This is a genomic window from Streptomyces formicae, from assembly GCF_002556545.1.
Classification (GTDB): domain Bacteria; phylum Actinomycetota; class Actinomycetes; order Streptomycetales; family Streptomycetaceae; genus Streptomyces; species Streptomyces formicae_A.
This window is the reverse complement of record NZ_CP022685.1, coordinates 1,315,919-1,329,074: the sequence shown is the minus strand read 5'-3', so window position 1 is coordinate 1,329,074 and position 13,156 is coordinate 1,315,919. Positions and strand designations below refer to the sequence as shown.

The window sequence follows — 13,156 nt, the reverse complement described above, 5'->3', positions numbered from 1 at the left end:
ATGAAGCAGCCCCACGCGGTCGTCATCGGCGGCGGCATCGGCGGACTCACGGCCGCCATCGGCCTGCACCGCACGGGGTGGCGCGTCACCGTCCTGGAGCGCGCCGCCTCCCTGGAACCCGTCGGCGCGGGCATCGGCCTCGCGCCCAACGCCCAGCGCGCGCTCGATGTCCTCGGCCTCGGCGACCGGGTCCGGTCGCTCGCCGCCTGGCAGGGAGTCGGCGGCATGCGCGCGCAGAACGGCCGTTGGCTGGTGCGCACGAGTGCCGCCGAGGCCGAAGGGGCGTACGGCGGAAGCCTGGTGATGCTGCACCGCGCGACCCTCGTCGACCTGCTCGTCGCCGAGCTGCCCGAGGGCGCGCTGCGCACCGGGACGAGCGCCCGCCTCACGGATCCCGGCGACGCGGACCGCCCGGCCGTCGTCGCCACCGAGGACGGTGACGTCGAGGCGGACCTCGTCGTCGGCGCGGACGGCATCAACTCGGCCGTGCGCGACGTCCTCTTCCCCGGCCACCCCCGGCCCGTCTACGCCGGGTTCACCGCCTGGCGCTTCGTGATCCCCGCACCGGGTGATCCCGTCGCCCCGCACGAGACCTGGGGGCGGGGCGGGGTCTGGGGCACGCAGCCGCTGAAGGACGGCAGGGTGTACGTGTACGCCACGGCCCGCGTGCCCGAGGGCGGCGCGGCGCCCGACGGCGAGCAGGCCGAACTGGCGCGCCGCTTCGCCGACTGGCACGACCCGATCCCCGAGCTCGTCGCCGCCGCGCGGCCCGAGGACATCCTGCGCAACGACGTCCGCCATCTCGCCACGCCGCTCGCCGAGCACCACCGCGGCCGCGCCGTCCTGGTCGGCGACGCCGCGCACGCCATGACGCCGAGCCTCGGGCAGGGCGGCAACCAGGCCATCGAGGACGGGGTCGTCCTGGCCCACCACGCGGCGGCGGGCACCGACCTCTTCGCGGGCCTCGCCGCCCACAGCGCGGCGCGCGTCCCGCGCACCACCGAGATCGTCCGGCGGGCGGCGCGCGCGTCGCGGGTCACGCACCCGACGAGCGCCCCGCTCGTCGCCGTACGCGACACCCTGGTCGCGACGGCGTCGCGGCTCGGCCCGAACCTCATCCTGCGCTCTTTCGCCTCCATCGCCGACTGGCGTCCTCCGCAGGCCCCGTATGCTGCGGGAACGGCGACCGGAGGGCCCGCGCGCACCGCGCGGGCGGCGGAGCGCGAGTCAGCACAGCGGTAACCCGCGGTGGCACGGCGGTAGTAGGGAGACAGTGGTGAAGGTCGGCTGCATCGGACTTGGTGACATCGCGCAGAAGGCGTACCTGCCCGTCCTCACCACCCAGCCGGGGGTCGAACTGCACCTGCAGACGCGTACGCCCGCCACCCTCGCCCGGGTCGCGGGCGTGCACCACGTCCCGGAGGAGCGGCTCCACACCGACCTGGACGCGCTGCTCGCCCAGGACCTCGACGCGGCCTTCGTGCACGCGCCGACCGCCGTGCACCCGGAGATCGTGACGCGGCTGCTCGAAGCGGGCGTGCCGACGTACGTGGACAAGCCCATCGCGTACGAACTCGCCGACTCCGAGCGGCTCGTCCGGCTCGCGGAGGAGCGCGACGTCAGCCTCGCCGTCGGCTTCAACCGCCGCTTCGCGCCCGGCTACGCCCAGTGCGCCGAGCACCCGCGCGAGCTGATCGTGATGCAGAAGAACCGCGTCGGCCTTCCCGAGGACCCGCGCACGCTCGTCCTCGACGACTTCATCCACGTCGTGGACACGCTGCGCTTCCTCGCGCCCGGCGCCATCGACCACGTCGGGGTGCGCGCCCGGATCCAGGACGGGCTGATGGAGCACGTGGTGCTGCAGCTCGCCGGCGACGGCTTCACGGCGCTCGGCGTGATGAACCGCCTGAGCGGTTCGACCGAGGAGGTCCTCGAGGTCTCCGGGCAGGACACCAAGCGACAGGTGCTCAACCTCGCCGAGGTCATCGACCACAAGGGCCAGCCGACGGTGCGGCGGCGCGGCGACTGGGTGCCGGTCGCCCGCCAGCGCGGCATCGAGCAGGTGGTGCTCGCCTTCCTCGACGCCGTGCAGGCGGGCAAGGTGCTCAGCGCCCGTGACGCACTGGCGACCCATGAGCTGTGCGAGCGGGTGGTGCGTGCGGCGCAGGAACAGGCCGCCTGAGCGTCCGCGCACCCTCGGCGACGCACAGCAGCGCGAGGAGGACCAGCGCGGCGTGTACGGGCCAGTCGCCCCACCTCACGTACGCCGTCACGCCCGTGGCCAGCGGCACCTCGTACACCGCGGTGGCGCTGGCCGACGTGCCGAGCGGCGCACCGACGCGTGAACCGTCGGGGCCGTAGACCGCGGAGACACCGGTGAGCGTCGCGTGCACCATGGGGCGGCCCGTCTCGGCCGCGCGCACCGCGGCGAGCGAGGCGTGCTGCTGCGGGGCCCAGCTGTGCTGGAACGACGAGGTCGCGGACTGGGCGAGCAGCAGCCGCGCGCCGTCGCGGGTGAGTTGGCGGCTCATGTCGGGGAACGCCGACTCGAAGCAGACCAGCGGGCCGACCCACAGGCCGTGCCCCGCGTCCATGACCACCTGCCGGTCGCCGCGCCTGCGATCCTCCCCCGCGGCCTTGCCGACCGACGTCGCCCAGCCGAGCAGGCCGCGGGCGGGTATGTACTCGCCGAAGGGGACCAGACGCATCTTGTCGTAGCGGTCGCCGGTCGGGCCCTGCGGTCCCACCAGGACCGAGCTCTTGAAGATGCCGGGCCTGTCGGAGCGGCGCGCGTCGACGTTCACCAGGATGTCCGCGCCGACCTCGCGGGAGAGCGCGGCGATCCGGCGTGCGACGTCGGGCCGGTCGGCGAGGTCGAATCCGACGCTGCTCTCGCCCCATACGACGAGGTCGACGTCCCGGCCCGCCAAGGTGCGGGTCAGCGCCTCCTCGCGGGCCAGACGCTTCTCCGGGCCCGCGATGCCGTCGATGACACCGGGCTGCACGACGGCGACGCGGACGCCGCCCGCCGGTTCCGGACGGGGCGCCCAGGCCCAGGCGGCGGTGGTCACGGCGGCGACGGCGACGATGCCGGCGACGGCCGGAGCGGTGGGGTTTCGTACGGCGGGGACGGCGGCTCGGGGCGCAGGGCCCCGCGCGGTCAGGGCGAGCACGAGCAGCGCGACCGCCGTGTTCACCACCACGACCAGGGCGCTGACCAGCCACACCCCGCCCACGGATGCGAGCCGCAGCGCGGGCGCGACCTGCCACTGGCTCGACCCGAGCAGCCCCCAGGGGCCGCCCAACCCCTCCCAGGACCTGACCAGTTCGACCATCAGCCAGGCCGAAGGCAGCGCCAGGAGCGCGACCGCGGCACGTCCGGGCGGCGGCGCTTCGCCGAACAGCCGCCGCACCAGCCAGCCCCACGGCGCCCACAACAGGCCGAGCAGCGCGGCGATGACGACCGTGAAGACATGCAGGCTGGGGAGCAGCCAGTGGTGGACGGCGACCATGAAACCGAGGCCGCCGAGCCAGCCGTCGAGCGCGGCGCGGCGCCCGGTCGGAGCCGACCGGGCCAGCAGGATCCAGGGCACGAGGGCGACGTACGCGAACCACCACAGCGAAGGGGCGGGGAACGCCAGCGCGGGCAGCGCCCCGGCGAGGACGGCCGCGCCGCCGCGCCACCAGCGCGAGGCGAGCATCTGCCGGGCGCGCCGCCCGGCCCGCCCCCATCGGCCGTCGCCGATCAGATCCATGCAGCGCCTCCCTCGGTCCCCGACGCCCGGTCGTACGTTCCAGTGTGCGCGCCCCGGACGATCTACGACAGTGGGCGTTCACCGTGGTCCGAGGGGTGTGACGGGGGCGCGGCGGACGCGTGCCGACCGGGGCGGAGGCTGGAGGTGCGGGCCTGGCTCGGAGGCCGGACGCGCGGGCCTAGCCCGCATGCTGCGTGATCCTGCGCCACTTCTCCGCGACGACGACCTCGCGGAGCCGCCAGCCGCTGTGAGTACGGAGCAGTCCGAAGGAGTAGCGGCCGCCGCAGACGAAGTCCGGCTCGGGAGTCCCCTTCGCCGCCCGTTCCTTCCCGTCCTTCCCGTCCGCGTCCGCCCCGTCCGCCCCGTCCGTCACGAACGCCATGGGGTTCACATAGTCGGCACGCACGCGTGCCGTGTCCCCGACGTCCTGTTCCAGCGTCCCGAACTCCAGCCTCCTGTTCACGATCAGATGCTGGCGCATCGAGAACATCCGCAGCGTCTCGGTCATCCAGGTGGCGACGTCGTCGGCCGCGCCTTCGATCCCTCCCGCGGAGCGGTAGTCGGCGCGCCCGCCGGGGGAGAAGAGCCGACGGTAGGCGTCCCAATCGCCGTCGTCGACGGTCACGGCGTACTCGGTGATGAGGGCGTCGATGGCCAACCGGTCCATTACTGCGGCGAGTTCCACGCGCTGCGTCATCGGCTCAGTGTTGGGTACGGGAGGTGGGGAGCCAAGGGGTGTGCAAGGGGCAAGACGTGCCGGAGTCGCGTCGGCCTAGGCCGACGGGCCGTGTCCTGTGCCGTGGCGGGGGAGCGCACGGCTGATCAGGTCGTGGACCAGGCACTCGCCGGGTGCGCGGTTCTCCTTGAGCAGGGGGAGTTCCGCGGGGCCGAACCAGGCGTACGTACTGTGCCGGGACCACTCGATGGCCGGGTGGGCCAGATCGCCGGTGACCTCGACGACGTAGTCGGCCTCGTGCCGCACGCCGTCGCCGTCGTCGCCCTGGCGGACGGCGATCCCCAGGAACCGCCGCACGCGCCGCAGCTGCCACCCCGTCTCCTCCTCGATCTCGCGCGCCAAGGCGTCGAGGAGGCCCTCGCCCGGTTCGACACGGCCGCCCACGACGTCCCAGCAGTCGGGGAAGAGGAGACGGTCGGGCCCGCGCTTCCGGGCGAACGCCTCGCCCCGGTCGTTGAGGATCACCGCGCCGACGGCCCAGGTCTCACCCTCGGCGGGCACGGGCACCTCGACGTCGCGGTCGATGCCGAACGGCCTCATCTAGGCGGCTTTCACGATCTCCTCGCGGACAGCGGTGGCCCATTCGGTCACCAACTGCTCGTACTCCCGGCGCTGTTCGGCGGAGAGGCGGCCGCCTGCGCGCAGCCACAGGCCGCGGATCCGCTCGTTCAGTTCGCCGGACGACCGCGCGGAACCATGGGGTGGTGGGGTTAAGGGCATGGAGTCAACCCTAGGGGATGGCTACGACAATCGGAACTGTCAGCTACCGCACACCTGCGCCAAGTGATCGTCGTGTCGGTCGATGACGCGATGGCCGACGTCGGGTCGCCGTCCGCAGACCGTTATGGAACGGTAGGAAGCGGCCAAGTCGGAACGAACGACGCAAAAGGTGGCGCGATGTCCTCGAAGCGACGCAGGAAGAAGAAGGCCCGCCGCAAGCACGCGGCCAATCACGGCAGCCGCCCGCAGTCCTGAGTCCGGAGTCGTGAACTTCAGGTTGTGAGGAGAGCGCGGACGCGCGTGAGGGCGGTCGGGGTCACGGACGTGGCCACGGCCGCCCTTCGATGCGTTCGATGTCCGTGTTGAAGCGCTTGAGGTAACCGGCGAACGCCTCGATGTCCTCGTCGCCCCACTCGGCCATGATGCGGTCCAGGCTGCGGGTGATCCCTTCGCGTTCCGCGTCCAGGCGCCGCTCGCCCTCGGCGGTGATGCGGAACTTGCGGGCCATGCCGCCGTCCGGGTCCGGGATGCGCTCGATGAGTCCGCCCCTGACGGCGGCGGCGGTCTGCCGGTTGAGCGTGGAGGTGTCGAGGCCGAAGGCGTCGCCGAGCTGGCCGATGGTCATCGGGCCCTGCATGCGGATGCGGCTGAGCAGGATGTACGCGCTGCGGTCCAGGGTGCTGTCGGCCCGTCGCCCCTTCGACTTGTGCAGGTGCAGGTAGCGGCCGAGCAGCATCTGCTCGTACTCGACCCGGTGCGTGGCCCTGCCCATGTGCTTCTTCCTCCGCCGTCCTGTTCGTCCCCGTTGTCGGTCCCGGCCATCTCTACCACACGGCGTGCATGGGCCATTCAATATGCCTGATGCATGAAGTGTGTACGATGCACATCCATTGCGCCCGTAGGCGCGCGCAGTCGAACCCGTAGAGGAGCCCCGTCATGGACGGCCCCAAGCCGACGTCCAGCAGCCCGCGCGGCGTCGTCGCCACGCTCGCGCTGGCCGGCACCGTCGCCGCGGTCATGCAGACCCTGGTGACCCCGCTCATCGGCGAGCTGCCGAGGATCCTGGACACCAGTGCGTCCAACGCGTCCTGGGTGATCACCGCGACGCTGCTCTCGGCGGCCGTCTTCACTCCGGTCAGCGGTCGGCTCGGCGACCTCTACGGCAAGCGCCGGATGCTCCTGGTGTCGTGCGTGCCGCTGCTGATCGGCTCGGTCGTCTGCGCCCTCACCTCCTCCGTCGGCCCGATGATCGTGGGACGCGGGCTCCAGGGCATGGGCATGGGGGTGGTGCCGCTCGGCATCAGCCTGCTGCGCGACGTGGTCCCGCCGGAGAAGCTCAGCTCGTCCATCGCGCTGGTCAGTGCGTCGATGGGCATCGGCGGCGGTCTCGGTCTGCCGGTATCGGCGGGCATCGCCGAGTACGCGAGCTGGCGGGTGCTCTTCTGGGGCGCGGCCGCCCTCGCGCTGCTGATCGGCGCGATGATCTGGTTCCTGGTGCCCGCCACCCCCGCGGGCGCCCAGGGGCAGCGCTTCGACTTCGTCGGCGCCTTCGGTCTCGGCGTCGGGCTCGTCTGTCTGCTCCTCGGCGTCTCCAAGGGTGCCGACTGGGGCTGGAGTTCGGGCACCACGCTCGGCCTGCTCGGCGCCTCGGTGCTCGTGCTGCTGGCCTGGGGCTGGTGGGAACTGCGCTCCCGCGACCCGCTGGTGGACCTGCGCACCACGGCCCGCCCCCGGGTCCTGCTGACCAACGTCGCCTCGGTCCTCGTCGGATTCGGCATGTACGCGCAGGCGCTGATCCTTCCTCAGCTGTTGCAGTTGCCTGAGGCCACTGGTTATGGGCTCGGGCAGTCGATGTTCGCCATGGGCATGTGGATGGCCCCCGCGGGTCTGACGATGATGGTGGTGTCGCCGATCGGCGGAAAGCTGACCGTCGCGCGGGGCCCCAAGTTCACGCTGGTCACCGGCGCCCTGGTGATCTCGCTCGGGTACGGGCTCGCGATGCCGCTGATGGGCTCCACCTGGGGCCTGCTCGTCGTGTCCCTGGTCGCCAACAGCGGGGTGGGCCTGGCGTACGGGGCGATGCCCGCGCTCATCATGAGCGCGGTGCCCCGGTCCGAGACCGCGGCGGCGAACAGCTTCAACACCCTGATGCGCTCGCTGGGCACCTCGTTCTCCGCCGCGGTGGCCGGTGTGGTCCTCGCGCAGCTCACCATCACGATGGGCGGCCATGTGCTGCCCTCCGAGACCGGCTTCCGCGTGGGCCTGTTGATCGGCTGCGGCGTCGCGCTGGTCGCGGCGGCGGTGGCCGCGATGATTCCGGCCGTACGGGCTGGTGCTGGGGAGGGTGACGGGGTGGGGCGCGGGGCCGGGGAGGAGGCCAGGGCTCGGGCCTGAGGTTTGCCGGTTCGGGTCGGTTCGAGTCGGTGCGGGTCGGGAACGAGGGGTGACCCAGGGGTGACTCAGGGGTGAACCAGGGGCAGATTTCCAGCCGTCTCCCGTACAACCCCACGGGACCTTCACGAGTCCTCCACGTGTATTCATTCATCCCTGGGGGAGAACATGCGCACCGCTCGTACCATCCGTGTCAGAAATGTCGCCGCCGCCGTCCTCGCGCTCGGCGCGCTCACCGGCCTCACCGCCTGCGTGGGCGGCGACGACGAAGTGAGCACCAAGCCGAAGGCGCACGCCTCGGCCGACGAGAAGAAGACGGACGAGCAGCCTGCGACGGACGCGGACGCCCAGGAGGCGGACGCCAAGGACGCCAAGAAGGACGAGGTGGCGAAGGTCGGCGACACCATCGAGCTCACGGGGATGGACAAGGGCAGCAAGCTCGACGTCACGGCCGTGAAGGTGGTCGACAACGCCAAGTCCAGCGACGAGTTCACCGCCCCCGAGTCCGGCAAGCGCTGGCTGGCCGTCCAGTTCCAGCTCGTCAACACCGGCACGAAGGCGTACGCCGACAGCCCGCAGAACGGCGCGCAGCTCGCGGACTCCCAGGGCCAGCAGTTCCAGACCACGTTCGCGGACATCACGGCGGGCCCGTCGATGTCGTCCGACGTCAAGCTCCGCCCCGGCGCGAAGGCGCTCGGCTGGATCACCTTCGAACTCCCCAAGGCGTCCAAGGCGGACGTGGTCCAGTTCGCGATGGACTCGGGGTTCTCGGACAAGACGGGGGAGTGGAGGCTGAAGTAGCGCTCGGCGGAGGGGATCCGGCGGGCTGGGCCGGATCCCCACCATGTGTGCCCGCAACGTACGAGCCCTCAAGACCCCGCTAGCGTGCCGTCATGACCGGAAACGCGCTGCCTCTCCTGTTCCTCGACGTCGACGGCCCCTTGATCCCCTTCGGGGCGACGCGGGAACAACTCCCCGACGGATATCCGACGTACGGGACGGGCCGCGCCGCTCTCCGGGCGGTCGACGCCAACCCGCTCATCACGCGACTGGACCCGGCGCTCGGCGACCGCCTGCTCGCGCTGCCGTGCACGCTCGTGTGGGCCACGACGTGGATGTCCGAGGCGAACGAATGCGTGGCGCCGTGGCTGGGCCTGCCGCAGCTGCCCGTAGTGACCTGGCCGGACCCCTCCACCGAGGACGAGCACCCCCGCGGCCTTCACTGGAAGACCCGCCCCCTCCTGGCCTGGGCGGCAGGACGCCCCTTCGCCTGGGTCGACGACGAGATCACCGACACCGACCGGGCTTGGACGGCAGCGCATCACCCGAGCCGGAGCCTGCTCCATCGCGTCGACCCCGGACTCGGGCTCAGGGACGGGGACTTCGCGATGCTCGATGCGTGGCTTCGGGTGAGTGGCCCCGCGTGAAGCGAGGGGTGAGGAGCGAAGCGATGCCCTGCACACGAGAGCGTCCACAACGTGGACACCGTGGTTCCGTGCGCCCCCTGTGCATCGGCGCCGTGGGTCAGGTCATGGCTGGCAGGGGTGCCACTCGACAACCCCAGGGGTATGAACACACCACGGCAACAAAGCCGAAGCCCCCGGCGCAGGATTTCCGGCTTCCCAACCAGCCTGCACCGAGGGCCTCATCCACCAGGCAACCCTGGAAGGAGAAGTACGTGACCGTACCTCAGTGTGTGAATGCCCCCGATGACGGCCGTGCACACGGCGCGCGGGAGTGGCATGTCGTCGTGATCGCGGTGATCGTCACCGTGATCGTGCTCGCGCACGCCGGATTGAGCCCCGACTGGATCGCCGCGTCTGCGGCCCTCGTAGGCGCCGCGACGCGTCGCTGATCACGCACCGACCACCACGAGTGCGGCGCCCCGCCTTGGGGCGCCGCCCACGGCGGGCCTTCTACCTAGGACTCCGGCGAACAGTTGACTGCGCACGGCTGCTGAGCTCTGATCCTGAACAGTTTGCGATTCATCTCCGGCTCCATGGCGGCATGATGTCTGGCTGCCTCTCGACGGAGCCGAGCACGTCCTCTCCGGTGCCAGGGACTGTTTGATCGCCGAGCTGCTCGGTTCGGGAAGGACCCACGGGGACGTCCAGCTCTCCGGACGGAACCGTGAACCTCTTCGGCAGGGAACTCGCGGTCCTCGACGTGTCCCGTGCCGAACACGGAGGGAAACCTCCCGTACGGCTCAACTCCCCTTCCACCGCATCACCGAACAGTCCGTCAAAGAACTGAAGCGATTCTCACGGATCACCCCGGCGACAACCCCGTCCGCCTCAGCGTGCGCGGCGCACGCAAGACAACCGTCTACGCCCTCCACGTCACCGTCGACGCCGCCTCCGTCGCCTCAGACGTGAAAGGCACTTTCGGAGCCGACGCGTGGGCGGGTGAGGCGTGACGAGCTGCGCCGAATCGCATGGAACTGGATTCAGCGGAAGTTCTCTGGCGGGATAAGGAGTTGTAGACCTGCTCGAATGACCGAATGGCGCGAAATCCCGCGTGGTGGGCAAGTCACTGAGGCGGACGGGATCGAACCGTCGTGCAGGAACGTGCCTGACAACTAGCTGCACTGTCCGGAGCTGGCAGGGGGCCCGGTGAATCGTCAAGCTGGTCGCGTAGCCACGCCGCGTGAAAGTCAAATGATGCGCGAATTAACCATCCGAACTCTTCGGGCGGAGAGCGGAATTCTGGCGAATGAGCCCAGCTCTGAACACAGCAGCAACGGAGGCAGATGTCATGTCAGTCCCGCGAGTTCCCGTACTCATCGTCGGAGGCGCCTACACCGGGCTCACCACCGCTTTGAGCCTTGCCGCACGCGGTGTGCGCCCTCTGCTGGTGGAACGCCGGCCGAGTGCTTCCACGCTGCCGAAGGCATGGGGGCTCAACACACGTTCCCAGGAACTGCTCAACACGCTGCCCGGCGTGGCGCAGCGACTCCGCACCGCCCTCGGGGAAGCGCAGTGGCCCCAGATCAGCCACGGCACGTCCATAGCCGATCCTGGGCGGCGCTACCTCGACCCGCTGGACGGGCAGCCCGACCCGCAGGAACTCTCGTCGGTGCCGCCGCTGGCGTGGGTGTCGCAGGCCCAGGTCGAAGAGATTCTCCGTACGAGCGCCGAAGAGGCCGGCGCCCAGGTGTGCCTCGGCACCGAGCTGGTCTCCTTCGTCCAGGACGACGAGAAGGTCACCGCGACGCTGCGCGACGTGTCCACCGGCCGTGAACGGGTGGTCGAGGCGGACTACATGGTGGCGGCCGACGGGAACATGAGCCCGGTCCGGGAGATGCTCGGCATCCCTGTCGAGGGCAGCGGCGTCATCGGCCACATGTACATCCTCACGTTCGAGGCCGATCTGACGCGCTACGTGGCGAAGGGCGCGGTCGAGGTCATCGGAATGCCGGGCAGCGGATCCAGCTTCATTCTGGACGGCTCCGAGCGGCACACCCTGTGGGTCGACTACTTTCCCGAACGGGGCGAGACGCCGGAGGACTTCACCGAGGCCCGCTGCCTGGAGCGCATCCGCCACGCCATCGGCGACGCCGAGATCGACGTCACCTTCGTCAACGCCCGCTTCTTCGCCATCAACCACAAAATGGCCGAACGGTTCCGCGAGGGCCGCGTCTTCCTGGCCGGTGACTCCGCGCATGCCTGCCCGCCCAACGGGGGCCAGGGCGGCAACCTCGCCATCCAGGACGCCTACGACCTGTCCTGGCGGCTCGCCCTCGTCCTCACCGGGCAGGCCGGGGCCGGCCTGCTCGACACGTACGAGACCGAGCGGCGCCCCCTCATCGACATCACCCTCAAGCGAGAGGTCGAACTGGCGAAGATCTCCGAGGGCCGGGTGCCCGCCAGCTACAACCCGGCCGACCCCAACGCCCCCATCCCCATGGCCAAGGAGTTCCTCGGCTTCCGGTGCCACTCCGCCGCGGTCCGCACCGAGGCCGACGACGACGGCAGCCTCCAGGAGGATCCGTGGCACCCCACAGGGCGACCCGGGGGACGGGCCCCGCACGTCGTCCTCACCGACGGCCCGCGCACGTTCTCCACCCACGACCTGTTCGGCCGCGGTTTCGTGCTCCTGGCAGGGTACGAAGCCCCGGAGTGGGTCACCGCCGCCGAAGAGGTCGCCCGCCGACTCGGCGTCACCCTGGCCGCGTACCGGCTCGGCGATCGCCTCACCGACGGCGACGGCACCTGGTGCGGCCGCTACGGGGTCGAACCGACCGGCGCCACGCTGATCCGCCCCGACGCCGTCGTGGCGTGGCGCGGCAAGCGGTCCTCTGTCGACCCGGAGGGTGAGCTCACGACGGCCCTCACCGCGGTCCTCACCCGCTGAGCCGAGCGTTGCCGCACCCGTGATCACCTCCGGATGCGGCAACGCCGCGGGTCACGCCGTGTTCGCCACGGGCCTCTCGGGACCGGACACGCCCATGTGGTCGCGAATGATCCAACCGGCCTGGAACCGGCTCTGCGCCCCCAGGTCCCCGAACATCTCGGCGATGTACTTCCGGCACGTCCGCACGCCGATGCCCAGGCGCCTTGCCACCACTTCGTCCTTGTAACCGGCGGCGAGCAGTTGGACGATCGCGGTCTTCGTCTCCTGCGTCAGCCACTCCGGGATCCTGTTGTTGCCGCCCGTTCCCTGAAAGACCGCGCTGCTCGCCCAGGCGCTCACCACCGTGTGCAGGATGAACTCGACTAAGGCTTCGTGCCGCACCATGTGCGCCTTGCCCGCTTCATCGCCGTCAAGGAGGAACACGACCGAGCGGTCGAAGGCGATCAGCGCGGGCAGGGACGCTGCGGTGGTCCGTACCTCGCCTCCGGACGCCGATATTCGTTCGGCGCAGTCGCGTACCTCCGCGTCGTAACGGGACTGGTGCGGGAGCAGCACCCGGACGGTGATCGCCGATGCGAGGGGCCCGCTGTCCGGGGAGAGCACGATCTGGGCGAGCGCCGAGGTTCCCCGCCCCAGGGGCTGTACGGCGAACACCTCTTCGGCGCAGCGTGCCGCGCGGTCCTCGATCGCGTCACGGATGTCGGACGCGCCCTCGATGGTGACCACGGGACTGGGGCCGCCGCCCTCCATGCCGTCGGCGCGCAGTCCGGAGAGCGTGTTGAGCTGTTCGCGGAGTCCGTCCAACTGCGCCTGCCACGCGTCGATGACGCCCGAGAGGGGCTTGGCGTACTGGCGCTTGACGGTTTCCGGATGGACGGCGATCCAGTCGTCGCGGCCCTCCACCCTGGACCGCGCCAGCTTCATCCTTCTGAGCCTGAACAGCACGCGCTCCGTCTGTGCCGGGCCCCAGCCCAGACTCCTCGCCAGTCTCTCGAGGGTGGATCCGCCGGTCGTGACGAGGAACTGATAGGCCGCCAGGTCCTCATCACCCATCAGCGGAACGATCTGGGCGATATCCACAATCTTCCCCCTACCTCTCCGGCATGACTACGTCCCAAGAATAAACACGGAGCTATAGATAGACGCAAGTACAATTTTTTGACGCCGGTTCAAGTTTCCGTCAATGTGCATAAGGGGCGTA

At 70.7% G+C, this 13,156-nt stretch carries 13 protein-coding genes; 7 read left to right on the top strand and 6 right to left on the bottom strand.

Features of this window, described 5'->3' with window-relative positions:
• Together KY5_RS05345 and KY5_RS05340 are read left to right on the top strand one after the other, a co-directional pair.
• Window positions 1-1,242: an FAD-dependent monooxygenase gene (locus KY5_RS05345; protein WP_098241118.1), complete on the top strand. Its 1,242-nt coding sequence runs from the start codon at window positions 1-3 to the stop codon at window positions 1,240-1,242.
• 34 nt (window positions 1,243-1,276) lie between these two features.
• Entirely contained in the window at window positions 1,277-2,182 is a 906-nt protein-coding gene (locus tag KY5_RS05340; RefSeq protein ID WP_098241117.1) for a Gfo/Idh/MocA family protein, read from the top strand.
• Here KY5_RS05340 and lnt read toward each other — a convergent pair.
• The 5 genes from lnt to KY5_RS05310 all read right to left on the bottom strand — a co-directional run bounded on the left by lnt (window position 2,106) and on the right by KY5_RS05310 (window position 5,983).
• Entirely contained in the window at window positions 2,106-3,755 is a 1,650-nt protein-coding gene (lnt, locus tag KY5_RS05335) for an apolipoprotein N-acyltransferase (protein ID WP_418952742.1), read from the bottom strand. The two genes, KY5_RS05340 and lnt, sit on opposite strands and share 77 nt — an antisense overlap.
• 178 nt (window positions 3,756-3,933) lie before the next feature.
• On the bottom strand, window positions 3,934-4,452 hold the full coding sequence (locus tag KY5_RS05330; protein ID WP_098241116.1) for a nuclear transport factor 2 family protein: 519 nt from the start codon (window positions 4,450-4,452) through the stop codon (window positions 3,934-3,936).
• A 75-nt stretch (window positions 4,453-4,527) separates the two neighbouring features.
• Window positions 4,528-5,031: an NUDIX hydrolase gene (locus KY5_RS05325; RefSeq protein ID WP_098241115.1), complete on the bottom strand. Its 504-nt coding sequence runs from the start codon at window positions 5,029-5,031 to the stop codon at window positions 4,528-4,530.
• The gene (locus KY5_RS05320) at window positions 5,032-5,211 is read right to left on the bottom strand and encodes a hypothetical protein (protein ID WP_098241114.1); all 180 of its coding nucleotides are present in this window, start codon (window positions 5,209-5,211) and stop codon (window positions 5,032-5,034) included.
• Between the two features lie 316 nt (window positions 5,212-5,527).
• A complete protein-coding gene (locus KY5_RS05310) occupies window positions 5,528-5,983 on the bottom strand; it encodes a MarR family winged helix-turn-helix transcriptional regulator (RefSeq protein WP_098241112.1) in 456 nt (151 codons plus the stop codon).
• Window positions 5,984-6,147: 164 nt separating this feature from the next.
• Here KY5_RS05310 and KY5_RS05305 point away from each other — a divergent pair, with 164 nt between their 5' ends.
• From KY5_RS05305 to KY5_RS05285, 5 genes are all read left to right on the top strand, one after another.
• Complete coding sequence (locus KY5_RS05305; protein WP_098241111.1) at window positions 6,148-7,605, top strand: MFS transporter; 1,458 nt, start codon at window positions 6,148-6,150, stop codon at window positions 7,603-7,605.
• A gap of 165 nt (window positions 7,606-7,770) precedes the next feature.
• Window positions 7,771-8,403, top strand: a complete 633-nt coding sequence (locus KY5_RS05300; RefSeq protein WP_098241110.1) for a DUF4352 domain-containing protein — start codon at window positions 7,771-7,773, stop codon at window positions 8,401-8,403.
• Window positions 8,404-8,495: 92 nt separating this feature from the next.
• Window positions 8,496-9,029, top strand: coding sequence for an HAD domain-containing protein (locus tag KY5_RS05295; RefSeq protein WP_098241109.1), 534 nt, complete (start codon window positions 8,496-8,498; stop codon window positions 9,027-9,029).
• 251 nt (window positions 9,030-9,280) lie between these two features.
• Entirely contained in the window at window positions 9,281-9,457 is a 177-nt protein-coding gene (locus tag KY5_RS41705) for a hypothetical protein (RefSeq protein ID WP_159072494.1), read from the top strand.
• 857 nt (window positions 9,458-10,314) lie between these two features.
• Complete coding sequence (locus KY5_RS05285) at window positions 10,315-11,955, top strand: FAD-dependent monooxygenase (RefSeq protein ID WP_098241108.1); 1,641 nt, start codon at window positions 10,315-10,317, stop codon at window positions 11,953-11,955.
• Between the two features lie 51 nt (window positions 11,956-12,006).
• On the opposite strand, the gene KY5_RS05280 is transcribed toward KY5_RS05285, so the two are convergent.
• Window positions 12,007-13,008, bottom strand: coding sequence for a hypothetical protein (locus KY5_RS05280; protein ID WP_098241107.1), 1,002 nt, complete (start codon window positions 13,006-13,008; stop codon window positions 12,007-12,009).
• Window positions 13,009-13,156 lie beyond the last annotated feature (148 nt).